The organism is Pseudomonas sp. GT1P32 (assembly GCF_054897805.1).
In genome coordinates this window covers 3,754,136-3,779,167 of sequence record NZ_CM142704.1, presented here as the reverse complement: position 1 = coordinate 3,779,167, position 25,032 = coordinate 3,754,136, and the positions used below count along the sequence as shown (strand labels likewise).

At 59.0% G+C, this 25,032-nt stretch carries 26 protein-coding genes; 13 read left to right on the top strand and 13 right to left on the bottom strand.

From position 1 onward, the window contains the following. Nucleotide 1 precedes the first annotated feature (1 nt). From livM to ACYZUC_RS17360, 4 genes are all read left to right on the top strand, one after another. On the top strand, nt 2–1,285 hold the full coding sequence (gene livM, locus ACYZUC_RS17375) for a high-affinity branched-chain amino acid ABC transporter permease LivM (protein ID WP_461989450.1): 1,284 nt from the start codon (nt 2–4) through the stop codon (nt 1,283–1,285). Then, nucleotides 1,282–2,157 carry an ABC transporter ATP-binding protein gene (locus ACYZUC_RS17370; RefSeq protein WP_192226937.1) on the top strand — a complete coding sequence of 292 codons (876 nt, stop codon included), beginning with the start codon at nt 1,282–1,284 and terminating at the stop codon, nt 2,155–2,157. The genes livM and ACYZUC_RS17370 overlap by 4 nt, the downstream gene beginning before the upstream one ends. Then, nucleotides 2,154–2,870, top strand: coding sequence for an ABC transporter ATP-binding protein (locus ACYZUC_RS17365; RefSeq protein ID WP_461989449.1), 717 nt, complete (start codon nt 2,154–2,156; stop codon nt 2,868–2,870). The genes ACYZUC_RS17370 and ACYZUC_RS17365 overlap by 4 nt, the downstream gene beginning before the upstream one ends. An 842-nt stretch (nt 2,871–3,712) precedes the next feature. Next, entirely contained in the window at nt 3,713–4,477 is a 765-nt protein-coding gene (locus ACYZUC_RS17360) for an SDR family oxidoreductase (protein ID WP_253401545.1), read from the top strand. 88 nt (nt 4,478–4,565) lie between these two features. On the opposite strand, the gene ACYZUC_RS17355 is transcribed toward ACYZUC_RS17360, so the two are convergent. From ACYZUC_RS17355 to ACYZUC_RS17325, 7 genes are all read right to left on the bottom strand, one after another. Further along, nucleotides 4,566–5,693: an AGE family epimerase/isomerase gene (locus ACYZUC_RS17355; RefSeq protein WP_461989448.1), complete on the bottom strand. Its 1,128-nt coding sequence runs from the start codon at nt 5,691–5,693 to the stop codon at nt 4,566–4,568. A 164-nt stretch (nt 5,694–5,857) separates the two neighbouring features. Then, a complete protein-coding gene (locus tag ACYZUC_RS17350; RefSeq protein ID WP_461989447.1) occupies nt 5,858–6,430 on the bottom strand; it encodes a HupE/UreJ family protein in 573 nt (190 codons plus the stop codon). Between the two features lie 34 nt (nt 6,431–6,464). After that, nucleotides 6,465–7,079 carry an urease accessory protein UreG gene (ureG, locus tag ACYZUC_RS17345; RefSeq protein WP_008035409.1) on the bottom strand — a complete coding sequence of 205 codons (615 nt, stop codon included), beginning with the start codon at nt 7,077–7,079 and terminating at the stop codon, nt 6,465–6,467. A gap of 23 nt (nt 7,080–7,102) precedes the next feature. Beyond that, on the bottom strand, nt 7,103–7,777 hold the full coding sequence (locus ACYZUC_RS17340; RefSeq protein ID WP_461989446.1) for an urease accessory protein UreF: 675 nt from the start codon (nt 7,775–7,777) through the stop codon (nt 7,103–7,105). Further along, nucleotides 7,774–8,274, bottom strand: coding sequence for an urease accessory protein UreE (gene ureE / locus ACYZUC_RS17335; protein WP_461989445.1), 501 nt, complete (start codon nt 8,272–8,274; stop codon nt 7,774–7,776). The genes ACYZUC_RS17340 and ureE overlap by 4 nt, the downstream gene beginning before the upstream one ends. Nucleotides 8,275–8,645: 371 nt before the next feature. Beyond that, entirely contained in the window at nt 8,646–9,278 is a 633-nt protein-coding gene (locus tag ACYZUC_RS17330) for a TetR family transcriptional regulator (protein WP_008035416.1), read from the bottom strand. Between the two features lie 157 nt (nt 9,279–9,435). Then, nucleotides 9,436–9,864 (bottom strand): hypothetical protein, encoded by a 429-nt coding sequence (locus ACYZUC_RS17325; RefSeq protein ID WP_461989444.1) that lies wholly within the window; start codon nt 9,862–9,864, stop codon nt 9,436–9,438. A 388-nt stretch (nt 9,865–10,252) separates the two neighbouring features. Between ACYZUC_RS17325 and ACYZUC_RS17320 the strand changes: the two genes are divergently transcribed. Continuing rightward, nucleotides 10,253–12,322 carry an AsmA family protein gene (locus tag ACYZUC_RS17320; RefSeq protein WP_461989443.1) on the top strand — a complete coding sequence of 690 codons (2,070 nt, stop codon included), beginning with the start codon at nt 10,253–10,255 and terminating at the stop codon, nt 12,320–12,322. A 42-nt stretch (nt 12,323–12,364) separates the two neighbouring features. On the opposite strand, the gene ACYZUC_RS17315 is transcribed toward ACYZUC_RS17320, so the two are convergent. The 3 genes from ACYZUC_RS17315 to ACYZUC_RS17305 form a co-directional block, all read right to left on the bottom strand. Beyond that, nucleotides 12,365–13,054: a hypothetical protein gene (locus ACYZUC_RS17315; RefSeq protein ID WP_461989442.1), complete on the bottom strand. Its 690-nt coding sequence runs from the start codon at nt 13,052–13,054 to the stop codon at nt 12,365–12,367. Nucleotides 13,055–13,136: 82 nt separating this feature from the next. Further along, entirely contained in the window at nt 13,137–13,901 is a 765-nt protein-coding gene (locus ACYZUC_RS17310; protein ID WP_461989441.1) for a hypothetical protein, read from the bottom strand. A gap of 172 nt (nt 13,902–14,073) precedes the next feature. Beyond that, nucleotides 14,074–15,045: a LysR substrate-binding domain-containing protein gene (locus ACYZUC_RS17305; RefSeq protein WP_461989440.1), complete on the bottom strand. Its 972-nt coding sequence runs from the start codon at nt 15,043–15,045 to the stop codon at nt 14,074–14,076. 108 nt (nt 15,046–15,153) lie between these two features. Here ACYZUC_RS17305 and ACYZUC_RS17300 point away from each other — a divergent pair, with 108 nt between their 5' ends. The 3 genes from ACYZUC_RS17300 to ACYZUC_RS17290 all read left to right on the top strand — a co-directional run bounded on the left by ACYZUC_RS17300 (nt 15,154) and on the right by ACYZUC_RS17290 (nt 17,097). Further along, nucleotides 15,154–15,792 (top strand): FMN-dependent NADH-azoreductase, encoded by a 639-nt coding sequence (locus tag ACYZUC_RS17300; protein WP_461989439.1) that lies wholly within the window; start codon nt 15,154–15,156, stop codon nt 15,790–15,792. After that, entirely contained in the window at nt 15,793–16,098 is a 306-nt protein-coding gene (locus tag ACYZUC_RS17295; protein ID WP_461989438.1) for a DMT family transporter, read from the top strand. A 108-nt stretch (nt 16,099–16,206) separates the two neighbouring features. Beyond that, nucleotides 16,207–17,097: an alpha/beta fold hydrolase gene (locus ACYZUC_RS17290; RefSeq protein ID WP_461989437.1), complete on the top strand. Its 891-nt coding sequence runs from the start codon at nt 16,207–16,209 to the stop codon at nt 17,095–17,097. A 97-nt stretch (nt 17,098–17,194) separates the two neighbouring features. Here ACYZUC_RS17290 and ACYZUC_RS17285 read toward each other — a convergent pair whose 3' ends face one another. Beyond that, on the bottom strand, nt 17,195–18,082 hold the full coding sequence (locus ACYZUC_RS17285; protein ID WP_461989436.1) for a DMT family transporter: 888 nt from the start codon (nt 18,080–18,082) through the stop codon (nt 17,195–17,197). 96 nt (nt 18,083–18,178) lie between these two features. On the opposite strand from ACYZUC_RS17285, the gene ACYZUC_RS17280 reads away from it, so the two are divergent. From ACYZUC_RS17280 to ACYZUC_RS17270, 3 genes are all read left to right on the top strand, one after another. Next, entirely contained in the window at nt 18,179–18,973 is a 795-nt protein-coding gene (locus ACYZUC_RS17280; protein ID WP_461989435.1) for an AraC family transcriptional regulator, read from the top strand. Between the two features lie 64 nt (nt 18,974–19,037). Beyond that, nucleotides 19,038–19,343, top strand: a complete 306-nt coding sequence (locus ACYZUC_RS17275) for a PsiF family protein (RefSeq protein ID WP_084319263.1) — start codon at nt 19,038–19,040, stop codon at nt 19,341–19,343. Nucleotides 19,344–19,570: 227 nt separating this feature from the next. After that, a complete protein-coding gene (locus tag ACYZUC_RS17270) occupies nt 19,571–20,584 on the top strand; it encodes an AI-2E family transporter (protein ID WP_461989434.1) in 1,014 nt (337 codons plus the stop codon). Nucleotides 20,585–20,724: 140 nt separating this feature from the next. Here ACYZUC_RS17270 and ACYZUC_RS17265 read toward each other — a convergent pair whose 3' ends face one another. Then, on the bottom strand, nt 20,725–21,999 hold the full coding sequence (locus ACYZUC_RS17265) for an Hsp70 family protein (protein WP_461989433.1): 1,275 nt from the start codon (nt 21,997–21,999) through the stop codon (nt 20,725–20,727). A 298-nt stretch (nt 22,000–22,297) separates the two neighbouring features. On the opposite strand from ACYZUC_RS17265, the gene ACYZUC_RS17260 reads away from it, so the two are divergent. After that, nucleotides 22,298–23,245, top strand: a complete 948-nt coding sequence (locus ACYZUC_RS17260) for a DnaJ C-terminal domain-containing protein (RefSeq protein WP_461989432.1) — start codon at nt 22,298–22,300, stop codon at nt 23,243–23,245. Nucleotides 23,246–23,268: 23 nt separating this feature from the next. Beyond that, nucleotides 23,269–23,574: a chaperone modulator CbpM gene (locus ACYZUC_RS17255; RefSeq protein ID WP_461989431.1), complete on the top strand. Its 306-nt coding sequence runs from the start codon at nt 23,269–23,271 to the stop codon at nt 23,572–23,574. Between the two features lie 129 nt (nt 23,575–23,703). On the opposite strand, the gene ACYZUC_RS17250 is transcribed toward ACYZUC_RS17255, so the two are convergent. Continuing rightward, nucleotides 23,704–24,825, bottom strand: a complete 1,122-nt coding sequence (locus tag ACYZUC_RS17250) for an ATP-binding protein (protein WP_461989430.1) — start codon at nt 24,823–24,825, stop codon at nt 23,704–23,706. Nucleotides 24,826–25,032 lie beyond the last annotated feature (207 nt).

Sequence of the window (25,032 nt, the reverse complement as noted above, 5' to 3'; positions counted from 1 at the left end):
GATGTCTTCAACCACTAAAAAAACCATTGATCTCAAAAGAAGCCTGGTTGACGCGATTCTTGCCGGTCTTGTCGCCCTCATCGTGTTCGGCCCGATTGTTGGCATAGTCCTCGACGGCTACGGCTTCAATCTGGAAACGACCCGAGTGGCGTGGATTGTCGCCATCGTCATGGCCGGCCGCTTTGCCTTGAGCCTGTTCCTGCAAACGCCGAAAGGCCTGAGAATTCTCGAAGGCTTTGAAACCACCGGTTCGGGGGTTCATGTACTGCCACCTGATTACAAATCCCGGCTGCGCTGGATCATCCCGCTGATGATTGTCATCGCCGTGGTGTTCCCGTTTTTCTCCAACTCCTACCTGCTGGGCGTGGTCATCCTCGGGTTGATCTACGTGCTGCTCGGGCTTGGCCTGAACATCGTGGTCGGCCTGGCCGGCCTGCTCGACCTCGGTTACGTGGCGTTCTACGCCATCGGCGCCTATGGGTTGGCACTCGGTTATCAATACCTGGGGCTGGGTTTCTGGACGGTGCTGCCACTGGCGGCGATCACGGCGGGGCTGGCCGGTTGCATCCTCGGTTTCCCGGTGTTGCGCCTGCACGGTGACTACCTGGCAATCGTGACCCTGGGCTTCGGTGAAATCATCCGCTTGATCCTCAATAACTGGCTGACCCTGACCGGTGGCCCGAACGGTATGCCGGCACCCCTGCCAACCTTCTTCGGCCTCGAGTTCGGCAAAAGGGCGAAGGACGGTGGTGTTCCGTTCCACGAGTTTTTCGGCATCGCCTATAACCCCGACGTGAAGTACTACTTCATCTACGCGGTATTGTTCCTGGTCGTGCTGGCCGTGCTGTACATCAAGCACCGCCTGACTCGCATGCCGGTCGGTCGCGCCTGGGAAGCCTTGCGTGAAGATGAAATCGCCTGCCGTTCCATGGGTTTGAACCACGTGCTGGTCAAGCTTTCGGCGTTCACCATCGGTGCGTCGACGGCCGGCCTCGCTGGCGTGTTCTTCGCCACTTACCAAGGCTTCGTCAACCCGACCTCATTCACCTTCTTTGAATCGGCTCTGATCCTCGCCATCGTGGTACTCGGCGGCATGGGTTCGACCATCGGCGTGGTTATCGCAGCCTTCGTGCTGACGGTGGCCCCGGAACTGCTGCGTGGCTTCGCGGAATACCGCGTGCTGCTGTTCGGCATCCTGATGGTGTTGATGATGATCTGGCGACCGCGCGGCCTGATTCGGATCAGCCGTACCGGTGTGACCCCGCGTAAAGGAGTAGCGCCATGAGCGAAGTCGTACTCTCGGTCGAGAAGCTGATGATGCACTTCGGCGGCATCAAGGCGTTGAACGATGTCAGCCTGAAGGTCAAGCGCAACTCGATCTTCGCCCTGATCGGCCCCAACGGCGCCGGCAAGACCACCGTGTTCAACTGCCTGACCGGGTTCTACAAGGCCTCGGGCGGCAAGATCGAACTCAACGTGCGCGGCGAGCGCACCGATGTCATCAAAATGCTCGGTGAACCGTTCAAGGCGACTGATTTTGTATCGCCGAAAAACTTCATCAGCCGGCTCCACTACAAGATGTTCGGCGGCACTCACCTGGTGAACCGTGCCGGCCTGGCGCGGACCTTCCAGAACATTCGCCTGTTCAAGGAAATGTCGGTGCTGGAAAACCTGCTGGTGGCCCAACACATGTGGGTCAACCGCAGCATGCTCGCGGGCATCCTCAACACCAAGGGCTACCGCAAGGCTGAAAGCGATGCGCTGGACCACGCCTTCTACTGGCTGGAAGTGGTGGACCTGGTGGATTGCGCCAACCGTCTGGCCGGTGAGTTGTCCTACGGCCAGCAACGTCGTCTGGAGATTGCGCGGGCCATGTGCACCCGGCCGCAGATCATCTGCCTCGACGAACCGGCTGCCGGCCTCAACCCTCAGGAAACCGAAGCGCTGAGCGCGATGATCCGGCTGCTGCGCGACGAGCACGATCTGACCGTGGTGCTGATCGAACATGACATGGGCATGGTTATGAGCATTTCCGACCACATCGTGGTGCTGGACCACGGCGTCGTCATCGCCGAGGGTGGCCCCGAGGCGATTCGCAACGATCCGAAAGTGATTGCAGCCTACCTGGGCGCCGATGAAGAGGAGGTGGTGCTATGAGCAAACCGATCCTCGAACTCAAAGACCTGGACGTGTTTTACGGCCCGATCCAGGCCCTGAAAAAAGTCTCGATGCACATCAACGAAGGGGAAACCGTCAGCCTCATCGGCTCCAACGGCGCGGGCAAGTCGACCCTGCTGATGTCGATTTTCGGCCAGCCGCGCGCGGCGGACGGGCAGATCATCTACCAGGGCGTGGACATCACCCATAAGTCGTCGCACTACATTGCGTCCAACGGCATTGCGCAATCACCGGAAGGCCGGCGCGTGTTCCCCGACATGACTGTCGAGGAAAACCTGTTGATGGGCACCATCCCGATTGGTGACAAGTACGCCAAGGAAGACATGCAACGCATGTTCGAGCTGTTTCCGCGTCTCGAAGAGCGGCGGACCCAGCGGGCCATGACCATGTCCGGCGGCGAACAGCAAATGCTCGCCATCGCCCGTGCGTTGATGAGCCGGCCGAAACTGCTGTTGCTCGATGAGCCGAGCCTGGGGCTCGCGCCGATTGTGGTGAAACAGATCTTCGCCACCCTGCGGGAACTGGCCAAGACCGGCATGACCATCTTTCTGGTCGAGCAGAACGCCAACCACGCCCTGCGGTTGTCGGATCGGGCATACGTGATGGTCAACGGCGAGATCCGCCTCAGTGGCACCGGCAAGGAGCTGCTGGTGAACGAAGAGGTGCGTAACGCTTATCTCGGCGGGCATTGAGTCCTGTTGAAATACCCAAAGCCCCGACGAGCAATCGCCGGGGCTTTTTTACGCCTCCAATACACCGCAAATCCCTTGTGGGAGTGAGCCTGCTCGCGATGGCGGTGGGTCAGTCACCGCAATGCTGACTGTGCCGCCGCCATCGCGAGCAAGCTCGCTCCCACAGGTGCCTGTGGTGTGCTTTCGGGAAATTGTGGAAAACAATATTCACAAGCTCTCAAAGCGCGACATAAAGCCGCTGCAAATAGTTGTTTTGTCACGGTTTTGACTTGTCCCCGTTTGCTGTGGAGCTGGCTGTGAATAACGTGGGAGTAGCTGGCTGAGAGCCTTTGAAATCGTGGCTTGCAGCGATGTGGTTGTTTTTTGATCAGGCGTTTTTGCTGGGCTTGAGGTCAGCGTTGTCAACCTTTTTATTGATTGCGAAAGAGGCCTGAAACATACGAAGGCAGCCTGTGGATAAGTCTGTGGTTAAACTCTGGAAAGACTCGGCTAAGGTGCGTAGTTACTGGCTTGGCGCCATCGTTGGCTAACCCGGTCAATCGTGCAAAATGCCTTGGGCTACACAGCCAGCACTTCAGGGTCAAGCGAAAAACTTTCTGATCTGCCCGCAAAGCCTTGTGCACAGCGGCTTCCAGCTTTTTCACTTGCCCCCGGAAACTGTGGACCGGCCTGTGGATAACGTGCGCGTACATAGCTACAGGCCACGGCGTATATGGCGTTGGTCGCGTTGGTTGTTTTTCGTACAGATTTTCTGATGGTTGCCGCTGTCGGCAAGGCCGGGCATGCTGCCAGCTGATTTTCTATTCCAATGGCGGCCCGTCTGCCGAAGCAAGGAGAACACGATGTCCAACACCCTGTTTATTACCGGCGCGACTTCCGGTTTTGGCGAAGCCTGTGCCCGTCGTTTTGCCGAGGCTGGCTGGAAACTGGTGCTGACAGGTCGTCGTGAAGAGCGCCTCAATGCCTTGTGCGCCGAGTTGTCGAAGCAGACCGAGGTCCATGGCCTGGTGCTCGACGTGCGTGATCGCAAGGCCATGGAGGAGGCGATCGCCAACCTGCCACCGTCCTTCGCCAAACTGCGCGGGTTGATCAACAACGCTGGCCTGGCGCTCGGCGTGGATCCGGCGCCGAAGTGCGATCTTGATGATTGGGACACCATGGTCGACACCAACATCAAGGGCCTGATGTACAGCACTCGCCTGCTGTTGCCGCGTCTGATCGCCCATGGCCGTGGCGCCGGCATCATCAACCTCGGCTCCATTGCCGGCAACTATCCGTATCCGGGCAGCCACGTGTATGGCGCGAGCAAGGCGTTCGTCAAACAGTTCTCCCTGAACCTGCGCTGCGACCTGCAAGGCACGGGCGTTCGCGTCAGCAACATCGAGCCGGGCCTGTGTGAGAGTGAGTTCTCGCTGGTGCGCTTTGCCGGTGACCAGGAGCGTTACAACGCGACCTACGCCGGTGCCGAGGCGATCCAGCCGCAAGACATCGCCGAGACCATTTTCTGGGTGCTCAATGCGCCGGCGCACATCAATATCAACAGCCTCGAGTTGATGCCGGTGAGCCAGACGTGGGCCGGGTTTGCGATTGAGCGTAACAAGGCGTAAGACCGCGTAACGGCCATTCGCGGGCAAGCCTCGCTCCTACAGGTTCACCTTTGTAGGAGCCGGCTTGCTGGCGATAGCGATCTTTCAGTCAACGAAGATAGTCGGCCAGCCCGCCATAGCAGGTCGCCAAGTGATAAGGCGTAGTAGACGGCATATCCTGCCGGCTCACTTCACCGTTCTCGTCACGACACTCATACCAGCCGCGCGCATGCAGAGAACGCTGTTGCAGCGCCTGCAACTGGTGCAATACCGATGCCCCGCTGTCCGGGCGCAGCGTCAACGCACGCAGGTATTCAGCCTGAGCCCAGATGCGTTGGGTGGCATCTTTCGAATGCCCGTCGAGCGTGAGCATCGCGCGCACGGCGCCACTCGATTGATCGACGCCCAGTTGCTCGGTGAACGCAAAGGCGCGTTCCACAGAGGCGTGCAGTTTCGATCCGCGCAACAGCGGTGAAGATTCCAGCAGGAAATACCATTCGAACTGGTGTCCCGGTTCAAACCAGTTATCCACAGACCCCAGCGGCTTTTCCATCAACACACTGTGTTGCGGATCGATAAAGCGTTGTTGCATGGCTGTGCATAACTCGACGAGCGCACGCTGCACGGCGAGGTCTTCACGCACTGAAAGCGTGGCAAGAAACGCTTCGGCCAAGTGCATCAGCGGGTTTTGCAACGGCCCGGTGTTCAGCAACGACCAATCACGCTCAAGGCAGGCTTCGTACAAGCCATCGCCCGAACTGAAGCGTTGATCAAGCACTTCCAGCACAGCGTTGAGCACTGACTCCACCAGCGGTTCGCGAACCTTGTCCCAGTAATGGGCGCAGGCGAAGAGGATGAAGGCGTGGGTGTAGAGATCCTTTCGCTGATCCAGCGGCGCGCCCTGCGGGTCGATGCTGTAGAACCAGCCACCGTGTTCGGCATCGTGGAAATGTTGCTGCAACGAGCGGAACAACGCAGCCGCACGCTCTTTCGCGCCCGGGACCTGGCCGATCAGGCTGGAAAACAGATACAGCTGCCGCGCGCAGGCCATGGCCCGGTAGCGTTGCGGTGGCAAGGGATGATGCTCGGCATCCAGTGCTTCGTAGGGCAGCGCCAGTTCGGCATTCCAGCCGGGGCCTTGCCAGAGGGGCACGATCACGTCCTGGAAATGCTGTTGCACCGCGGCAAACAGAGCGGTCAATTCAGGCTGGGAAGCGGAGCGGGGAGCATGAGGCATTGGCTGGCGTCGTCACGGCAGGGTTGATTGCGCGACATGTTATCAGGCCTGAGAGATGTGGTGTCTGTCAGGCCGCCTTCGCGAGCAAGCCTCGCTCCTACAGAAACACTACTCCTGTAGGAGCGAGGCTTGCCCGCGAAGAGGTCATCACAGGCAATACACAATCAACCCGCCAGCAACCACACACCGGTCGCTGCCGACGCCGCACCCGCCAGACGAACCAGCGGCGCCGCTGCTTGCGGCAATACACGAACCACGGCATAACCCGCCGCATGCAATGCCGCCGTTGCCGCCACAAACCCTGCGGCATAGGCCCAAGGGCTCGACATGTCCGGCAATTCCAGCCCATGCGCCACGCCATGGAACAACGCAAACAACGCCGTCGCACCCACCGCCACGCTCAGTGGCGGACGTACCGCCAACGCCACCGCCAGCCCCAGTGCCAGTACCGACGCTGCAATCCCGCTTTCCAGCGCTGGCAGGTTCAGCCCTTCAAAACCGAGCAGGCCGCCGATGAGCATGGTGCCAACGAACGTGCACGGCAGCGCCCAGCGCGCAGCGCCTTTCTGCTGTGCCGCCCACAGCCCGACGGCAACCATCGCCAGCAAGTGATCAAGGCCGCCAATCGGGTGGCTGATGCCGGCGATCAAGCCATTGTCGCCGTGACCGGGGTGGGCGAAGGCGATGGCCGGAGTCAGCAGCAGGGCCATGGCGCCCAGGATGCGTTTAAGTGTCATGGATAAGCTTCCTTGTTGATAAGTTTGATCGTAATCAGGCTGCGGTCAGCAGGCCCTGGCGCTCGATGAAGGCGATGATTTCTTCCAGGCCCAGCCCGGTTTTCTGGTTGCTGAAGACAAACGGTTTGCCGTTGCGCATGCGCTTCGTGTCGCTGTCCATCATCGAAAGCGACGCGCCTACCAGCGGTGCGAGGTCGACTTTGTTGATCACCAGCAGGTCGGATTTGCAGATTCCCGGCCCACCTTTGCGCGGCAGCTTGTCGCCCGCCGAGACGTCGATTACGTAAATCGTCAGGTCGGACAATTCCGGGCTGAACGTGGCCGAAAGGTTGTCGCCTCCGGACTCCACCAGAATCAGGTCCAGCCCCGGAAAGCGTCGGTTCAGTTGATCCACGGCTTCGAGGTTGATCGAGGCGTCTTCGCGGATCGCCGTGTGCGGGCAGCCGCCGGTTTCCACGCCGATGATCCGTTCCGGCGCCAGGGCCTGGTTGCGTACCAGAAAATCGGCGTCTTCGCGGGTGTAGATGTCGTTGGTCACGACCGCGAGGTTGTAGCGCTCGCGCAGCGCCAGGCACAGGGCCAGCGTCAGGGCGGTTTTGCCGGAACCGACCGGGCCGCCGATGCCGACGCGCAGAGGTTGTGTGTTCATGTGATTCTCCAAAATAACAGGCCCTAGGAACGGAACAGACGGCTGTACTGGCGCTCATGGGCCATGCACGCCAGCGACAGGCCGAAAGCGGCGCTGCCATAGTGGTCGGGGTTGATTCGGGTGGCGTCCTGCTGGGCTTGTTGCAGCAGCGGCAGCAGTTGGCTGGTCAGGCGTTGCGCGGCTTGCTGGCCCAGCGGCAGGGTTTTCATCAGCACCGCCAACTGGTTTTCCAGCCAGCTCCAGAGCCACGCGGCCAGTGCGTCTTGCGGGCTGATGTGCCAGGCGCGTGCAGCCAGCGCCCAGCCGAGGGCCAGATGCGGTTCGGGGCGTTGTTCGAGAAAGGCGCGGGCCGGTGCGTCGAGTTCCGGCAAACCGTTGAGCAGTTGCTGCAAGGAGTAGCCCATCTGTCGGCTCTCCTGATGCAACTCGCGGGTTTCCCGGCTGGCGCGGTGTTCTTCGCAGCGTTGCAGCAGTTCGGCCCAGTTTTCAGTGGCGGCGGCCATGCAGTGGGCGAGCAGCAGGGGCGCCTCGAAGCGTGCCAGGTTCAGCAGCAATTGATCGCTGATCCAGCGACGGGCGCTGTCGGAATCACTTACCCGGCCGTTATCCACCGCCATTTCCAGACCTTGGGAATAGCTGTAGCCGCCAATCGGCAATTGCGGACTGGCCAGGCGCAACAGCGCCCAGGCCGGGTTCATTGGCGCACGCCGAACTGGTGCAGTTTCGGCGGGTAATTGAAGTCTTCGTCGCCATGCCGAGAGTGGTGATGGCCACCGCCATAGGCGCCGTGCTCCGGCTGGAACGGCGCTTCGATGTTTTCGACCTTGGCTTCAAGTTGTTCGAGCATGGCCTTGAGCACGTAGTCGTCGAGCAGGCGCAACCATCCATCACCGACTTGCAGGGCGACGTGGCGATTGCCCAGGTGATAGGCCGCGCGGGTCAGTTCGAAGGCGTTGGCGCAGGTGACGTGCAGCAGTTGTTCGGGGCGGGCGCAGACGCGGACGATGCGACCGTCTTCTGCTTGTAGGCATTCGCCATCAGACAGCGGCGGCTGACCGCGCTCCAAAAACAACCCGACGTCTTCACCCTCGGCACTGAAACAGCGCAAACGGCTTTTGCTTCGGGCTTCGAAGGTCAGGTGCAACTCGGCGGCCCAGACGGGTTGAGGGTCGATTCTGCGATGAATCACCAGCATCGGAAAGCTTCCAGCAATGGACAATAGTCAGGCTAGAGCAAGGGGCTTGCCAATCGGCGGAAGTGTAGGAAATGCCTGTCGGCGTATGGATGGCGTTTCAGTTTGTTGCGGCAATTTGGTGCGAGGCTGGGAAAGGCGCACCAAATGACGGCGCAGGGTGTGCTCCAGATTGTTCGCGATCCCGCATTCACCACCAAACCTTGTAGGAGCCGGCTTGCTGGCGATAGCGGTGGGTCAGGCGACAACTTTATTGGCTGAAGGGCGCCATCGCTGGCAAGCCAGCTCCTACAAGGGGGGTGGTGGTTCAGACGCACCGTGTCGTCTGAATCGCCAGCAAGCCGGCTCCTACAGGAGATCGGCGCGCAGGAGGGTTATTCCGTGCTGCCCAGGCCTTGCCAATGCTTTAGGCCGATGAAGATAAAGCGCAGCTGCTGAGTGATTTTCGCTTGTGGTGTCAAATGCGCGGGCAACGCCTCGGCCGGCGGATCAATGATTTCCGGCAGGGTCGCAAACACGCTTTTGACGATTAGATCGGCCATGACACTCAAACCAGCGATGTCCAGGTGTTGCAGCTTTGGCATCAGCGACAAATCGGCCGCCAGGTCCGAGCTGATGTCTTCGCGCAAGCGGCCGATGGCCAGACGCACCGGCAGCGAACCGCCGTACTGCTCGCGGGCCAGAAACAGGAATTGCGAACGATTGGCCGACACCACGTCGAGAAAAATCCGCACCGAGGCATCGATGATGCCGCCCATGACGAACTCGTTGTGACGCACCAGGCGGATGGTTTCGCGGAACGTTTGTCCGACTTCGCTCACCAGCACCAGGCCCAGTTCATCCATATCGGCGAAATGCCGGTAGAAACCGGTGGGGACGATGCCGGCGGTTTTCGCTACTTCGCGCAGGCTAAGGCTGCCGAATCCTCGGCCGCACTCCATCAAGTGGCGGGCAGCGTCCATCAAGGCGTTGCGGGTTTGTTGTTTCTGTTCGGCGCGGGGCAGCATCGCAAGGGTGTTTTCTGGACAAGACAGCGGCGCACTCTAGCAAATCGGCTTTGCCGGCGTCGAACGACTATCGGGGGGGATGCGAGGGAATGCGTGGCTTCTATAAAATCAAAAGCCCAATCCGTGGATTGGGCTTTTTTTCAAGGCCGCCATGGGCTTAGCTCACAGCGCTGTTGCGTTCGATTACGCGGTCACCACCACCTTCAGCCAGGGTTTGACCTTGTGGAGTGCGATCGGAACCGTCAGCAGCCAGGGTTTGACCTTGTGGGGTGCGATCGGAACCGTCAGCAGCCAGGGTTTGACCTTGTGGAGTGCGATCGGAACCGTCAGCAGCCAGGGTTTGGCCTTGTGGGGTGCGATCAGAACCGTCAGCGGCCAGGGTTTGACCTTGTGGGGTGCGATCCGAACCATCTTGAGTGATCAGGCCTTTTTCTTTCAGGCGATCATTACCACCTTCGGCAACGGTTTGGCTGAATACCGAGTGGCTGTCTTTTACTTGTGGGGTGGCCTGGTCAGCGGCTGGTAGAGCGAAAGCGGTGCTGGCCAGCATTGAGAGGGTAAGGCTAAACAGTAATTGGCGTTTCATGATCATGTGCTCCGTGGGAGGGCGGCAAAGTGGGTACGAGGGCAATGCTACTCTCGATAAGTCGATATAAAAGTTCATAAACGCAATGGTAATAATCAACAGAATTGATTGTTCCGTGCGAAGGCTCTAGAACGGGCCTTTCCGGTGAACGTTTTCGCACTGATGTGGGTATTTTCGACTCACATGCGTCGCACAAAAGTGCGGGGTCGGTAACGCCGGATTTCGAGTGCAGGGTGTCCCCGACCGATTATTTGAACGTTAAGCCGCATTTCGATTAAACCTGCGCGCCGTTTCCCAGTCCTAGGCTTCACGCCAGGCCGGTTCTGGCCTGACGTTTCACACGCGCGTCGCGGTCAGGGCGCTCAGTCGTATTCAGGAGCCCTGTGCAATGACGCACACCCCGAAAATTTTTGCCTGGACCTTTGCCAGCCTGGTTGTGTTACTGGCGATACTGGTTCTGATCATCGCGTTCTTCGATTGGAACCGGATCAAACCGGCAATCAACACCAAAGTCTCCGAAGAGCTGCACCGTCCGTTCGCTATTAATGGCGATCTTTCGGTGGTCTGGCGGCGTGAGCTTGACGAAGGTGGATGGCGCGCCTGGGTGCCATGGCCGCATGTGGTGGCGCAAGATCTGAGCCTCGGCAACCCGGACTGGTCAAAGCAGCCGCAGATGGTGACGCTCAAACGCGTCGAACTGCGCATTTCGCCGCTGGCCTTGTTGGCGCAACGGGTGACGATCCCGCGCATCGACTTGACCGAACCAAACGCAGACCTGCAGCGCCTTGCCGATGGCCGCGCCAACTGGACTTTCAAGTTCGACCCGAAAGACCCGAACGCCGAACCTTCCAGTTGGGTGGTCGACATCGGTGCGATCGGCTTCGACAAAGGCCATATCACTCTCGATGACCAGAGCCTGAAAACCCGGCTCGACCTGATCATCGATCCGCTGGGCAAGCCGATCCCGTTCAGCGATATCGTCGGTGAAAAAGCCGCGAAAACTGCGCAGGAGAAGGGTGCGGCTCCCCAGGATTACGCGTTTGCACTGAAGGTCAAAGGCCAATACCACGGCCAGAAACTCGCGGGCGAAGGTAAGATCGGCGGCCTGCTGGCCTTACAGGATTCGGCCCGGCCCTTCCCGCTCCAGGCTCAGGTCAAGATCGCCGATACCAGCGTCGAGCTCGCCGGTACGCTGACCGATCCGCTCCACCTTGGTGCGCTGGACCTGCGGCTGAAACTGGCCGGCAGCAGCCTGGGCAACCTCTATCCGTTGACCGGCGTGACCCTGCCGGATACGCCACCCTACGCCACCGACGGCCACTTGATCGCCAAACTGCATGAGCCGGGCGGCGCGGTGTTCCGTTACGAAGAGTTCAACGGCAAGATCGGCGAGAGCGACATCCATGGCAGCCTGGCCTACGTCGCCAGCCAGCCACGGCCGAAACTCAGCGGTTCGCTGCTCTCCAATCAACTGTTGTTTGCTGATCTTGCGCCCTTGATCGGTGCCGACTCCAACGCGAAGCAAAAGGCCCGAGGCGGCGAAAGCAAGCAGCCGGCGGACAAGGTGTTACCGGTCGAAGAGTTCAAGACCGAGCGCTGGCGCGACATGGACGCCGACGTCGAATTCACCGGCAAGCGCATCGTCCACAGTGAAAAACTGCCGTTCAACGATCTCTACACGCACCTGGCGCTGACCGACGGCGTGCTCAGCCTCGAACCCCTGCGTTTCGGCGTGGCCGGCGGCAAACTGGATGCGCAGATTCGCCTGAACGGTCGCACCGAGCCGCTGGAAGGCAACGCCAAGCTGACCGCGCGTGGTTTCAAGCTCAAACAGCTGTTTCCGACCTTTGAACCGATGAAAACCAGTTTCGGCGAGCTCAATGGCGATGCCGACATCAGTGGTCACGGTAACTCGGTGGCCAAGTTGCTGGGCACGGCCAATGGCAATCTGAAGATGCTGATCAACGACGGAGCCATCAGCCGGGAGTTGATGGAACTGGCCGGGCTCAACGTTGGCAACTACTTGGTCGGCAAAATCTTTGGCGACAAAGAAGTGAAGATCAATTGCGCTGCGGCCGACTTCGACATCAAGACCGGCCTGGCGACCACTCGGTTGTTTGTCTTCGATACCGAGAACGCGATCATCTACATCGATGGCACAGCGAACATGGCGACTGAGCAACTGGACCTGACCATCACCCCGGAATCGAAGGGGTGGCGCCTGATTTCCCTGCGTTCGCCGCTGTACGTGCGAGGCAAGTTCATCAAGCCGGACGCTGGCGTGAAGGCGGTGCCGCTGATATTGCGCGGGGCGGGGATGGTGGCCTTGGGCGTAATTGCGGCGCCGGCGGCGGGGTTACTGGCGCTGGTGGCACCGAGTGGTGGTGAGCCGAATCAGTGTGCGCCGTTGCTGGAGCAGATGAAGGCGGGCAAGGCGCCGAAGACTGTTAAAGGTTGATGGATGTGAACACGCTATCGGGTGATAGCGTGTCCTTACCGGTTATACATCCCTAAGGGTTGTATGCTCGGGCGTTGCAAGATGATGCAAGTGGGTGGTGATCTTGCTTCCCAGTTTTTCGATGACTTTATTGCGCACGGAGGCGTATTTTTCTTCAATCAGATACGTTAACCATTGGCTGATCTGCGGCCCATTGAGTACTTCTTTTTGAGAGAGATCTTCGTCAAGAATCGCAATGTCAACCAAATGGCTTGTGTCGAAAACCGGGCGCAATGAAATGACTGTCTTGTTCGCACTGATGACAGTCAGTAAAGGACAAACCGTGTTGGCGGATGGCTGGCTGTCGTTGCTGTGTTGAATTCTGTTCAACAGGGCCGCAAGAGCGTCAGAGTCCTTTGGCAGTTTTTTTATAGCGTCAAGAGCGTCGGTAAGTTGTTTGAATTCTGTCGCCGATAAATGATTGGATAACGTGGGCTTGGCGAGCTTTAGAATGCTTGCCGGTTGTTTTTTCAGCAATTGGTTTGCAGTGCTTTTAGTCACCCAGAATAGAGTGCCCATGTTTTTTTTGTATGAGCTCAGCCATGCGTCGGAAGCAATGCTGTAAGAATTCGAAACCAGGTGTCCCAGCAGGCTGGAGTAAATAATGTCCTGCTTGAATGTTTTCGAGTGCGAGCCAATAAAAATGGTGATGTTGCCATCAATAATATAAGTGTCCGCTGTGCTGTTAGGCATCGGTGTTCTCGCTTATTTTTGTTTGTTGTTTAGAAGGGCGCGTGAAACATCACGAGCCCTTTGCTGCTGGAAATATTTTTGCTTACTGGAAGCCTGGAATACCTTCAAGGTAGTCATCGGCAGCCTGGCCAAGTTTGTCCAGAACCGAGTAACGTACACGGTCATAGACAGCCAGATTCAAGTAAGAAGCTTGTGCTGCCGTTCTGATAGTCGTCGACTGAGTTGTAGACTTCCAGAACAGAATACCTCGTGTGCTTTCACGGACATTCAACGTATTACAGTTGAGGACCATCATCGGAGAGCCCTGCGGAGTTTGCCATACAGGCGACATGTCAAACTTGGCGTCGGATCCGACGTTGGCCTTGCGATTGTAGATATTAATCAGACCTTGATTATTTTTGACACCCTCTACAGCGATGGAAGCCAACTGTGCCAGTTTCGGAGCGTTGGCGCCCACCAACCCTTGCAGTACGTGAACGGCCAATACATCCATTGTCAGTCCGCTGTTCCTGATCGTCTGGTTTTTTAGCTGAAAGGCTTGGGTCACCCATCCTAGTTTTGCCAGGCTGTTGACATAGTAGGTGTACCACTGATGAAGTTCTTTGATCGGGTCGTACAGTTGGCTGGCGGCGTTCTGTACCAGTAACTTGCAGTTGTCGACATCTTCCCTGTTTTGCTCTGAAACGCCCGCCATGTAAATGTTCATCATTTCCGGGCCGACAGTCGCACTTTCTTTGTTCGGGTCAATGGGTGTGTCTACGCTGTTTGCGGAAAATGAGCGGGGTTTAAGTGTTGCCGGGAGAGCGGGCAGCGAGTCTACGAATTCAAGGCGTTCTTCAATGTGCATAATAATAGTCCTTTATTTGTTGGGGCAGACTTGTTGTCTGTCTTTTCAATATAAAGAACTGGCGTGTTGAGTCCAGAAAGTGATTGTAACCAAGTGCGCGCCAGTAACTTTTGTGGTGTGGGTTTTTGTTATTGGCTAATAGTATTAGTTGCGCCGGGTGATCGCATTTTTCTCATTGATGTTCTGAATGATCAAGTGACAAGCGCGGCGAAAAGTTTGATGTGATTTGCGATCTTGGCAACAAGCCAGACAATCGGGCTTCCTCCTGCAACCACGCAAAAAATGCCCGCACCGGCGGATGACGTTCACGACCCGGTACGCACAGCGCGCTGTAACCGGCGCCATTCACCTGGATTTCACTCCGGTAAGCCACCAACAAACCACTGGCCACGCTCTCGGACACCAGAATATTGCTCGCCAGTACCAGGCCTTGTCCGGCGATCGCTGCTTGCAGCGCGTAATGCTCTTCGTCGTATTCCCGGACCGCCGGGTTTTCCTCCAGCCAGGTTTCTGCAGACCGCGAGCACCACGCCTCCCAGCCATGGGCGTAAAGCTTCGAGTTGTGCCAACGCACGCTGATCAACGTCGGTGCCCGGATGCGGGCCTGCGCAACCTGTTCCGGCGAGCCATAAACGCCGAACGATTCATCGAACAGGCACAGGCCATAAAGGTTCGGGTAGTCATCAAGGCTGTAGCGCACCACCAGATCGACGCTGGCGTCCTGATGCAGGTCGATGACTTCGCAATGGGTGTCCAGCCGCACGCTGATGTTCGGATGCCGAGCGTAAAAACGCCCCAGTCGCGGCACCAGCCACAAAGCAGCAAAAGCGGCGGTGGTGGAGATTGTCAGGCTGGTGCCGCTGCGTTGCGGGCGCAAGGTGTCGACGCTTTGCGCCACTTCCAGAAAAGCGCCGTGCAGGCTGTGGAACAGACGCTCGCCGCATTCGGTCAGGCGTACTTGCCGTGGCAGTCGCTCGAACAGCGGCACGCCGAGCCAGGTTTCCAGCGAGCGGATCTGGTGGGAAACCGCCGTAGGCGTCACCGACAGTTCTTCGGCGGCGGCCTTGAAACTCAGCAGGCGTGAGGCGGACTCGAAGGCGCGCAGGGCGGTCAGTGGCAGCGAGGCAAACATTGAACACTCCATGGATGAAATGAATTCATCCCGGCTGATTTTTTCTCATTTGAGGCGAGAAGCCCGCGGGCACAAGCTGCATGCCACACGCCGTTTGAGTTTAGTCCTCAGGAGATTCAGATGAACAGAATTCTTGCCATTCACGCCAGTCCACGGGGCGAACGTTCCCACTCCCGTCGCCTGGCCGAAGTGTTTGTCGGCGCTTGGCAGGCCCGCCATCCGCAAGCGCAACTGACTCGTCGCGAAGTCGGACGGGCACTGATTCCTCCGGTCAACGAAGCGTTTGTGGCCGCCGCGTTTTACCCCGAGCCCGAGGCGCGGCCGCTGACGATGCAGGCCGACCTCGCGTTCAGCGATGAACTGGTCGCCGAGTTGCTGGGCCACGATCTGCTGCTGATCTCCACGCCGATGCACAACTTCAGCGTGCCCAGCGGCCTCAAGGCGTGGATCGATCAAGTCGTGCGGCTCGGACTGACCTTCAATCACACGCTGGACAATGGTGTCGCGCAATACGAGCCGTTGGTGCACGGCAAGAAAGCGCTGATCGTCACCAGCCGTGGCGGGTTCGGTTTCGGTCCCGGTGGTGAACTGGAGGCCTTGAACCATGCCGATACGCTGTTGCGCACGGCGCTGGGGTTTATCGGCATTACCGACGTGACCGTCGTGGCCGCGGAGGGTGAAGAATCCGCTGAGCGCACCTTCGAGATCTCCGTCGCCGAGGCCGAGCAGCGTTTGCTGACGCTGGCCAGGGAGTTCTAGATGGCCTGGATGTTTTTGCTGATCGCCGCCGGGTTCGAAGTCACCTTCGCCATGGGCATGAAGTATGCCGAAGGCTTCACCCGGCTCTGGCCGTCGCTGATCACGGTAGTGGCGGCGGTGGGCGGGATTTACTTCCTGACCCTGGCGATGCGCGAATTGCCGGTGAGCATCGCTTACCCGATCTGGACCGCTATCGGTTCGCTGGGCACGGTGTTTCTCGGGTTTGCGTTGCTCGGCGAAAGCCTGACGGCGGTCAAACTGGTATCGGTCGGATTGATCGTGGCGGGGGTGGCGGGGCTGAAGTAAGGCGGATGTCATAGACTGGTCGTCGAGCTGTCACATTCGATGTCGATGCTGGGCTGATGTCTTGTATTCAGCCTTGCGTCACCTCACCGATCACAAGGACGTTCGCCCATGTCGCAAGGTTCTGCCACGCGTTATCCGTTGGTGCTGGTCCCGGGAATGCTCGGGTTTATCCGTCTGGTGCTTTATCCGTACTGGTACGGGATCGTGGCGGCGTTGCGCCAGGGAGGGGCGACGGTGATTGCGGTTCAGGTGTCGCCGCTGCACTCGACTGAAGTGCGCGGTGAACAATTGCTGGCGCGGATCGATGAAATCCTGCGCGAAACCGGTGCCGAGAAGGTCAACCTGATCGGCCACAGCCAAGGCTCGCTGACCGCCCGTTACGCCGCCGCCAAACGCCCGGATCGTGTGGCTTCCGTGACCTCGGTGGCAGGCCCCAATCACGGCTCGGAACTCGCGGATTACTTGCACAAACATTATCCGGCGGACAGCGCGAGGGGGCGGCTGCTGGCGTTTTTTCTTCGAATCATCGGTGTCTTGATGAGTTGGCTGGAGACGGGTTATCGCGGGCCGAAGCTGCCGGTGGACATCCACGCGTCCCATGAATCGCTGACGACGGCGGGTGTGGCGTTGTTCAACCAACGTTATCCACAGGGCTTGCCTGAAACATGGGGCGGGCACGGGCCGGAAGAGGTCAACGGCGTGCGCTATTACTCGTGGTCCGGCACGTTGCAGCCAGGCAAGACCGATCGCGGGCGCAATCTGTTCGACGGGACGAATCGCAGTTGTCGGCTGTTTGCCAAAACCTTCGTGCGTGAAGTCGGGCATTGCGACGGGATGGTCGGGCGTTACAGCTCCCATCTGGGCACGGTGATTGGCGATGAGTATCCGCTGGATCACTTTGACATCGTCAACCAATCGTTGGGGTGGGTCGGTAAGGGGGGCGAGCCGATCCGGTTGTTTGTGGAGCATGCGGCGCGGTTGAGGGCTGCGGGGGTTTAACCGTCAGACCGCATTATCGTTCTTCGCGGGCAAGCCTCGCTCCTACAGGGGCAGTGCATGAACTGTAGGAGCGAGGCTTGCCCGCGAAGGCGCCTGGTCAGGCGACGCTGACCTTACGGCCCAACACCGTGGTCCAACGCTCCGAAACAATCACCCCACCCAACGTCAACATCCCGCCCACCAGGTGATACATCGCCAATTGCTCATGCAACACCAGCGCGGCAATCAATGCGGTAATCACCGGCAGCAAATTGAAAAACAGCGTCGTCCGGCTCGGCCCAAGACGCACCACGGCCTGCATCCATGCCAGTGGCGCAACCATCGACGCCAACAGGCAGGCATACAGCACCAGCGGAATGTTTTGCAGCGTCGGACCGATTTTCGGCGACACGGCGAACAACGGAAACAGCACCGCCACCGCCACCCACACCTGCAGATACAACAACACCAGCGGCGGCAAACGCAGCTGCCATTTTTTCAGCAGCGTGCTGTAAATCGCGTAGGCCAGCGTGGCGATCAGCATCATTGCATCGCCCAGGTTCACCCCGTGCTCAAGCAATGCACTGAGGCTACCGGACGACACCACCACCAACACACCGCCAAACGACAACACCGCACCGGCCAGCGCACCAGCGGTCAGGCGCTGGCCGAGGCTGACGATGGCCATGGCCAGCGACATCAACGGCATCAGCGACAGGATGATGCCCATATTGGTGGCGGAGGTCAGCGTCGCCGCGAAGTACGCCAGGCTCTGATAAACCGCCATGCCCAGCACGCCGAGGATGAAAATCTTCCACAGGTTCGGACGGATGGCCGGCCAATGGGCGATCACCGGTTTGAGCATGAACGGCGTGAACAACAATCCGGCCAGCAGCCAGCGGTAAAAACCGATCTCCGCCGGGAAGATCGCCCCGGCCGACATTTTGGTGATCACGGTGTTGCCAGCCCAAATGAAAATGGCCAGCAGGGGATAAGCGTATTGCATCAGGAACAACCAGAACGTTAATGAGGGAGAATTATCGCCTGTCCGGATGCAAGCCTATACTGCGATCCAGACAACCTGACCCTGATGACAGACAGCATGAACAGCAAACACATCGACCTGCTGGATTTCAGCGAGTTGCCCGCGCCGGTGTACTTCCGCTACGCCGACTTCAATAGCCACGAATATGCCTCGGCCCACCGTCACCCCTGGGGCACTCTGGAATATTCGGCCAATGGTGTCTTGCACATGGAAATCGGCAGCAGCCGTTTCATGTCGCCACCGCAATACGCCGTGTGGGTGCCGCCGCAGATCGAACACAGTTTCTACAGCAATCAGCCGATCAACTACCGAGCCGTCTGCCTGGCGCCGGCGCTGTGCCACGAGCTGCCGAAGCAGGCCTGCACCCTGGCGATCAGCGACATCCTCAAGGCAATCCTCAAGGACTTCGCCGCCCGAGACGTGAAGATTCCCGAGCAAGAGGCCGACCAGCGCCTGGCCCAAGTGCTGGTGGATCAGCTGCAGCAGGCGCCCATCCACCAATGCTACTTGCCCTACGCCAGCAGTCCCGGGCTGCTCGGTATCCTGGAAGCCTTGCAGGTTGAGCCCGGAGATAACCGGCCGCTGTCGGCATGGGCCGAGCAGATTCACGTCAGCGAGCGCACCCTGGCGCGGCAGTTTGTGCGTGAGTTGGGCATGAGTTTCGGCGAGTGGCGGCAGCGCCTGCGCTTTCTGGCGGCGATCGAAGCACTGGACAGCCATCGCAGCATTCAGGAAATCGCGTTCGACATGGGTTACAGCACCGGATCGGCGTTTATCGCCATGTTCCAGCGCCAGGCCGGGTGTACGCCGGAGCAGTATCGCCGAAGCCATCTGTCGGGCAGGAAGCTGTAACAGGCTTTGTCTACACTCCAGAGCGAGGCCGTGCCCCTCGGTGCGGCAACAAGGAGAAAACTCCATGAAGATGTTGCGTGTCCCTTTGTTGATGATCGGTTTGCTGCTCTGCTCCCAGGGCTTCGCTGCCACTGCCCAACAGAACAAGATGACCACCTGCAATGCCGACGCTACCGCGAAAAGCCTCAAGGGCGATGAGCGCAAAGCCTTCATGAGCACCTGCCTAAAAGCCGCGCCCGCCGCCAATGACGCGAAAGCCCTGACCCCTCAGCAAGAGAAGATGAAAACCTGCAATGCCGATGCCGCGACCAAAGCCCTCAAGGGTGATGAGCGCAAGGCGTTCATGAGTGATTGCCTGAAGAAAAAATAAACGGATTTGCGGGGATTGTGAGGGCCCCATCGCGAGCAGGCTCGCTCCCACAATGGATCTGCATACACAGGACAAATGTGGGAGCGAGCCTGCTCGCGATGAGGCCGGTAAGGGCACTGAAAAAAACAGGTCAGCCCCCGACCAACGTCGCCCCACACAATCCCTAGTGCTGACACCCGAACGCTGGCAGACTGCCAATCCTTTTACGCCGTTCGTTTTGAGGCTGTATGCCAACGTTTTCTCAACGCCAAGTCTTGCTGCTCATCAGTTGGGTCATCATCTTTGGTGGTTTGCTGCTGGTGATTCCGTTGCGCTTGCTGCCAAGCCTGCTGGCCGGTCTGCTGGTGTTCGAACTGGTCAACATGCTCACCCCGCAATTGCAGCGGCTGATCGAAGGTCGGCGTGCGCGCTGGCTGGCGGTGGCGTTACTGGGAACGTTAGTGGTCAGTGTGCTGACGCTGATCTTCGCCGGCGCCATCAGTTTCCTGCTGCATGAAGCGGAAAACCCCGGCGCTTCCCTCGATAAATTCATGCTTGTGGTCGACCGCGCTCGCGGTCAGTTGCCGCCGTTCATCGACGCCTACCTGCCGGCCAGCGCCGCCGAGTTTCGCGTGGCGATTGGCGAGTGGATGAGCAAACACCTCAGCGACCTGCAGCTGGTGGGCAAGGACGCGGCGCACATGTTCGTGACGTTGCTGATCGGCATGGTGCTCGGCGCGATCATCGCCCTGCAACGGGTGCCGGACCTGACCAAGCGCAAGCCGTTGGCCGCCGCACTGTTTGATCGCTTGCACCTGCTGGTCCAGGCGTTCCGCAACATCGTGTTCGCACAGATCAAGATTTCCCTGCTCAACACCTTCTTCACCGGGATTTTCCTGGCGGTGGTTCTGCCGATGTTCGGCATCAAGTTGCCGCTGACCAAAACCCTGATCGTGCTGACCTTCCTGCTCGGCCTGTTGCCGGTGATCGGCAACCTGATGTCGAACACGCTGATCACCATCGTCGGCTTGTCGCTGTCGATCTGGGTCGCGGTGGCCGCGCTGGGTTACCTGATTGTTATCCACAAGCTCGAATACTTCCTCAACGCGCGCATTGTCGGCGGGCAGATCAGTGCCAAGTCGTGGGAGTTGCTGTTGGCGATGCTGGTGTTCGAGGCCGCGTTCGGCCTGCCGGGGGTGGTGGCGGGGCCGATTTATTACGCGTATTTGAAGAGTGAGTTGAAGCAGGTGGGGATGGTTTGATCCCGGAATGTGTCGCCTGTTCTGACGCCTTCGCGGGCAAGCCTCGCTCCTACAGGGTTTGTGTCGTTCACCGATAATGGTTACGACACCAAACCTGTAGGAGCGAGGCTTGCCCGCGAAGGGCGCGCCTCGGTTTCGGATCAGTCCATCGGCCCGTAACGCTTGGCCGCTTCAATCGCCAAACCACTGCCGATGCTGCCAAAGATGTTGCCTTCCACATGCCGCGCATTCGGCAACATCGCCGAGACGCTGTTGCGCAATGCCGGAATCCCGCTCGAACCACCGGTGAAGAACACCGTATCCACCTGATCGACCCGCACGTTGGCGTCGTTCAGCATCTGGGTCACGCTGTTGCGCACGCGCTCCAGCAGGTTGTCGATGGCCGATTCGAACAACGCTCGGCTCAACTCCACGCTCAGGCCCGGCTCGATGCGGTCCAGCGGCACATGGCGGCTGTCGGCATGGGTCAGCTGGATCTTGGTTTCTTCCACTTCCATCGCCAGCCAGTGCCCGGCACGTTGCTCGATCAGCTTGAACAGACGGTCGATGCCGCCAGTGTCTTCGATGTCGTAGCGCATGCTGCCCAGGGCCAGGGTCGACTTCTGCGAGTACACCGAGTTGATGGTGTGCCAGGTCGCCAGGTTCATGTGGTGGCTGGTCGGCATGTAGGCGCCGCTCTTCATCCGGCTGCCGTAGCCGAACAGTGGCATCAGGCCTTGCAGGCTCAACTGCTTGTCGAAATCGGTCCCGCCGATGTGCACGCCGCCGGTGGCGAGGATGTCCTCGTGACGGTTGTCGTGGTTGCGGCGCTCGGGCGACAGGCGTACCAGCGAGAAGTCAGACGTACCACCGCCGATGTCGACGATCAGTACCAACTCTTCCTTTTCGATGGTCGACTCATAGTCGAACGCTGCCGCAATCGGCTCGTACTGGAACGACACATCCTTGAAGCCAATGGCGCGGGCCACGTCCACCAAGGTGTTTTCCGCTTCCTGGTCAGCCATTTCGTCGTCATCGACGAAGAACACCGGACGACCTAGCACCACTTCTTCGAACTCGCGACCAGCGGCGGTTTCGGCACGTTTCTTCAACTGGCCGATGAACAACCCGAGCAGGTCCTTGAACGGCATCGCCGTGCCGAGAACGCTGGTGTCGTGCTTGATCAGCTTGGAACCCAGCAGGCTCTTGAGCGAGCGCATCAGCCGGCCTTCGTAGCCTTCCAGGTACTCGTGCAGCGCCAGTCGGCCGTACACCGGGCGGCGTTCTTCCATATTGAAGAAGACCACCGAGGGCAGGGTGATCTTGTCGTCCTCCAGCGCGATCAGCGTTTCCATGCCGGGGCGCAGCCAGCCGACGGTGGAGTTGGACGTGCCGAAGTCGATACCACAGGCACGGGCTGGAGATGCGTTTTTCATGTCTATCAGGTTCCGGTTAAAAAACGGCCGCGCAGTGTATGTCAGTGCGACGCAGATTCGAAGGCCGACTATCCGCTAAATCTCGGTAATTAGCGCCTTGATAAGATGGCCCGATGCCCCAAACTTGTCTGCATTGGCCCTGGCAGCCATTGGGATGGTCAAAAGAACCGCCCGCCGCTGCCGATAAACTTCTAATGCGCTGTCCGGTCACAAACTTGAGATCGGTCAAACCTCGTGCGGCAATTAAGAGCATGCTGAGGCTGATGGCGCGATTTTGATAATGGATGGTGATTCCACGATGGACTTCAAAGACTATTACAAGATTCTCGGTGTGGAACCGACCGCGGACGATAAGACGATCAAGGCGGCTTATCGCAAGCTGGCGCGCAAATACCACCCCGACGTCAGCAAGGAAAAGGACGCCGAGTCCAAATTCAAGGACGCTTCGGAAGCCTATGAAGCGCTGAAAAGCGCCGACAAGCGCGCCGAATACGACGACTTGCGCAAATACGGCCAGCACGGCCAACCGTTCCAGGGCCCGCCGGGTTGGCAGGGGCGTGGCGGCGCTGGATTCGGTGGCGGTCAGGAATCGGGCGATTTCTCGGACTTTTTCAGTTCGATCTTCGGTAACCGTGGTCCTGGTTTTGGTGGTGGAGAGTCGCGTCGCAGTGCCGGACGTCGAGGGCAAGACGTGGAAATGGAACTTGGAATCTTTCTGGAAGAAACCCTCTCGAACGAATCGAAGAAGGTCACGTTCCAGGTGCCGCAGTACAACGCTGCCGGCCAGCACGTCAGCAACACCAGCAAAAGCCTGAACGTGAAAATCCCCGCCGGCGTGACCGACGGCGAGCGTATCCGCCTCAAAGGGCAGGGTGCACCGGGCATCGGTGGTGGCGCCAACGGCGACTTGTTCCTGATCATTCGCTTTGCGCCGCATCCGAAGTTCGACGTCGAAGGCGAGGACCTGATCATTACGCTGCCGCTGGCTCCGTGGGAATTGGCGTTGGGAACCGAAGTGGCCGTGCCTACACTGACAGGCAAGATCAACCTCAAGGTGCCCGCCGGTAGCCAGAACGGCCAGCGTATGCGTGCCAAGGGCCACGGCTTGCTGAACAAGGCCGGTCAACGCGGTTATCTGTTCGTGCAATTGAAGGCGGTCATGCCAAAAACCTCGAGCGACGAGGTCAAGGCGTTGTGGCAGGAACTGGCGAAAAAAGCCGCATTCGACCCGAGAGAAAACTTCTGATCCAAGAGACGGAGTAGCCCATCATGAGCAACCCCCTGATCGTTCAACTGGACATGGCAGAATTCTGTGAGGCGACCGATTTGTCGGACGTCTACGTGATCGAAATCGTCGAGCACGGCATCCTCGAACCTCAGGGCGAGCAGCCCAAGGATTGGCGTTTCACCGATTATGAGCTGGCGCTGGCCAAGCGTGCCGCGAAGTTGCGGCACGACCTGGAGCTGGAGTGGGAAGGCGTCGCCCTGGCGCTCGACCTGCTTGAAGAGGTGCAGCAACTGCGGGCCGAGAACCGGATGCTCAAGCAGCGGTTGGCGCGGTTGGTTGTCGAATAGCTGAAGCGAATTCGATTCCTGTAGGAGCCGGCTTGCTGGCGATGAACGATGATGCGGTGAGTCAGACAGACCGCGTTGCCCCCATCGCCAGCAAGCCGGCTCCTACAGTTCATGACCGTGCACGGCGGTCTATCTCGGCAACACCACGGTAAACAACGTCCCATCTACTTCGTTCGAGCTGACCTCGATCGTCCCACTGTGCGCATCGACCACTTCCTTGACGATGAACAATCCCAGGCCAAGGCTGGTGGACGGCTGGCCGAGTTCTTCATCGGCGCTGCGTACCAGCGGATCGAAGATCGTGCCGATCGCGTCCTCGGGTATCGGCGCTCCAAAGTTATGCACCGTTAGACGAACCGTGTCTGGTTCGCCGGTGAGGGTCACCGTCACATCATGTTTGTTCGACCCATGCTGCAGCGCATTGCCGATCAGGTTTTGCAGCAGTTGAGCCAGGCGTCCGGCATCCCAGATGCCTGTCGTATCTCCCTCTACGTGAACCGTCGGATCGCACTCGGGATTGCCGGCACAAGCTTCGGTAATCGCCGCGTGAGCCGCGTCGGTCAGGTCCATCGGCTTCGGTTCAATCGGCAGGCTCTTGCCCAGGCGACTGCGCACCAGCTCCAGCAAATCGCCGACCATCACCGCCATGTTCCGCGCACCGCGCTTGATGTTGACCGCGCAAGCCAAGGCATCGCCTTCAAGCGTGGTTTTGCGCATCAGCATTTCGGTGGACAGGCTCACTGCCTGTAAGGGTGCGCGCAGGTCATGGCCGAGAATAGCCAGGAAGATATCCCGCGAGCGATTGACCTGTTCGGCATAGGCCGCCGTGGATTCGGCAAGGGCTTCATCGATGGCTTCGTTGAAACGGATCATGTCCTGGAAGTAAGCGAGGTCCGGCGATTCCAGACTGTTGACCCAGAGCCGGATCACACAGGCGCGCAGGTGACGGAATTCGCTGGTCATCTGCACCAGATCGAAGCCCACGGTATGGCGCAGTTCACCATGGCTGGCGCCGGCTTCGTCCAGGCTCGGGGTTTTCTCCGGACCTTCGCCCTTGGCCTTGGCAAGTTGCTCGCTGGCGGTTTGCGTGGTGGTCATGTCCCGCGCTGCTGCCAACAGGATTTCCCTGGCGTGATCACGCAAGGCCACTCGATCCATATTTTCGGCCGCCGGGGTAATCGTCCTGGCGAACTGCTCCCATTCATCGACGATACGGTCTACGTGTTGCCTGATGAATTCGGATAAGCGCATGGTCGGTTTCCTGGTGACAATCCGAGGCATCTTAGCCCCTTTGGCACCCTCTAAAAACTACCACTGCGCCGGCGATCATTCTTTGGTGGCCTCAGGGTGCTAATTAAATATTTTTTAGATCCTGAAATTAAATGCATTGTTGGTCTGATGCGGTTTTCCAAGTGGTTTTTTAATCTTTTGTTTTTAACCGCACTCAATAGTCTGGTG

Bases quoted from the DNA above. Each gene is read 5' to 3' on its own strand.
- livM (WP_461989450.1), top strand. From the start codon at position 2: ATGTCTTCAACCACTAAAAAAACCATTGATCTCAAAAGAAGCCTGGTT.
- ACYZUC_RS17370 (WP_192226937.1), top strand. From the start codon at position 1,282: ATGAGCGAAGTCGTACTCTCGGTCGAGAAGCTGATGATGCACTTCGGC.
- ACYZUC_RS17365 (WP_461989449.1), top strand. From the start codon at position 2,154: ATGAGCAAACCGATCCTCGAACTCAAAGACCTGGACGTGTTTTACGGC.
- ACYZUC_RS17360 (WP_253401545.1), top strand. From the start codon at position 3,713: ATGTCCAACACCCTGTTTATTACCGGCGCGACTTCCGGTTTTGGCGAA.
- ACYZUC_RS17355 (WP_461989448.1), bottom strand. From the start codon at position 5,693: ATGCCTCATGCTCCCCGCTCCGCTTCCCAGCCTGAATTGACCGCTCTG.
- ACYZUC_RS17350 (WP_461989447.1), bottom strand. From the start codon at position 6,430: ATGACACTTAAACGCATCCTGGGCGCCATGGCCCTGCTGCTGACTCCG.
- ureG (WP_008035409.1), bottom strand. From the start codon at position 7,079: ATGAACACACAACCTCTGCGCGTCGGCATCGGCGGCCCGGTCGGTTCC.
- ACYZUC_RS17340 (WP_461989446.1), bottom strand. From the start codon at position 7,777: ATGAACCCGGCCTGGGCGCTGTTGCGCCTGGCCAGTCCGCAATTGCCG.
- ureE (WP_461989445.1), bottom strand. From the start codon at position 8,274: ATGCTGGTGATTCATCGCAGAATCGACCCTCAACCCGTCTGGGCCGCC.
- ACYZUC_RS17330 (WP_008035416.1), bottom strand. From the start codon at position 9,278: ATGCTGCCCCGCGCCGAACAGAAACAACAAACCCGCAACGCCTTGATG.
- ACYZUC_RS17325 (WP_461989444.1), bottom strand. From the start codon at position 9,864: ATGAAACGCCAATTACTGTTTAGCCTTACCCTCTCAATGCTGGCCAGC.
- ACYZUC_RS17320 (WP_461989443.1), top strand. From the start codon at position 10,253: ATGACGCACACCCCGAAAATTTTTGCCTGGACCTTTGCCAGCCTGGTT.
- ACYZUC_RS17315 (WP_461989442.1), bottom strand. From the start codon at position 13,054: ATGCCTAACAGCACAGCGGACACTTATATTATTGATGGCAACATCACC.
- ACYZUC_RS17310 (WP_461989441.1), bottom strand. From the start codon at position 13,901: ATGCACATTGAAGAACGCCTTGAATTCGTAGACTCGCTGCCCGCTCTC.
- ACYZUC_RS17305 (WP_461989440.1), bottom strand. From the start codon at position 15,045: ATGGAGTGTTCAATGTTTGCCTCGCTGCCACTGACCGCCCTGCGCGCC.
- ACYZUC_RS17300 (WP_461989439.1), top strand. From the start codon at position 15,154: ATGAACAGAATTCTTGCCATTCACGCCAGTCCACGGGGCGAACGTTCC.
- ACYZUC_RS17295 (WP_461989438.1), top strand. From the start codon at position 15,793: ATGGCCTGGATGTTTTTGCTGATCGCCGCCGGGTTCGAAGTCACCTTC.
- ACYZUC_RS17290 (WP_461989437.1), top strand. From the start codon at position 16,207: ATGTCGCAAGGTTCTGCCACGCGTTATCCGTTGGTGCTGGTCCCGGGA.
- ACYZUC_RS17285 (WP_461989436.1), bottom strand. From the start codon at position 18,082: ATGCAATACGCTTATCCCCTGCTGGCCATTTTCATTTGGGCTGGCAAC.
- ACYZUC_RS17280 (WP_461989435.1), top strand. From the start codon at position 18,179: ATGAACAGCAAACACATCGACCTGCTGGATTTCAGCGAGTTGCCCGCG.
- ACYZUC_RS17275 (WP_084319263.1), top strand. From the start codon at position 19,038: ATGAAGATGTTGCGTGTCCCTTTGTTGATGATCGGTTTGCTGCTCTGC.
- ACYZUC_RS17270 (WP_461989434.1), top strand. From the start codon at position 19,571: ATGCCAACGTTTTCTCAACGCCAAGTCTTGCTGCTCATCAGTTGGGTC.
- ACYZUC_RS17265 (WP_461989433.1), bottom strand. From the start codon at position 21,999: ATGAAAAACGCATCTCCAGCCCGTGCCTGTGGTATCGACTTCGGCACG.
- ACYZUC_RS17260 (WP_461989432.1), top strand. From the start codon at position 22,298: ATGGACTTCAAAGACTATTACAAGATTCTCGGTGTGGAACCGACCGCG.
- ACYZUC_RS17255 (WP_461989431.1), top strand. From the start codon at position 23,269: ATGAGCAACCCCCTGATCGTTCAACTGGACATGGCAGAATTCTGTGAG.
- ACYZUC_RS17250 (WP_461989430.1), bottom strand. From the start codon at position 24,825: ATGCGCTTATCCGAATTCATCAGGCAACACGTAGACCGTATCGTCGAT.